This is a genomic window from Yoonia sp. R2-816 (genome assembly GCF_046762905.1).
Lineage (GTDB): Bacteria > Pseudomonadota > Alphaproteobacteria > Rhodobacterales > Rhodobacteraceae > Yoonia.
In genome coordinates, this window is sequence record NZ_JBKQXN010000283.1 from 1 (window position 1) to 415 (window position 415).

Consider the following 415-nt stretch of genomic DNA (forward strand, 5'->3'; position numbering starts at 1 on the left):
CGGTCGTGGATGTAACCTCGTGCGGTGGCGGCGGACGGCCAGACAAAGGTCATTTGCGCACCCTCCATCCGGGCATCAATCACAAGCTGCGCCTGTCGATAAATCGCCTCTGCCGCGGTGTTGTTGTAGCCGTGGATCCACAATGTGAGAGGCGCATTGCGCGGTGCGGCTTGCAGTGCATTCCTTAGCGCCTGTTCATCGGGCAGGTTTTGCTGCGCAAGAACCGAAAACGCATTCGCACCGCTGACAGGCACCGTACCGATGTCACGATCCGACGGTACCGCAACATCAATTGCGGAGAACGACAGAAGATCCGAGCGGGTCGCGCTGTCCAAGGACGCCCTGTTGGTGGCCGATATGATCCGTTGCCGTTGATGTGCCGGTGTTGTCGACAAAGCGGCCAAAGCCCCACGCT

General features: G+C 59.8%; 1 protein-coding gene. It reads right to left on the bottom strand.

Annotated features, from left to right (window positions below; genetic code table 11):
* The coding region (locus ACFWW2_RS16920) for an alpha/beta hydrolase (protein ID WP_393929858.1) at positions 1-335 on the bottom strand (335 nt) is incomplete at its 3' end.
* Between the last annotated feature and the right edge of the window lie 80 nt (positions 336-415).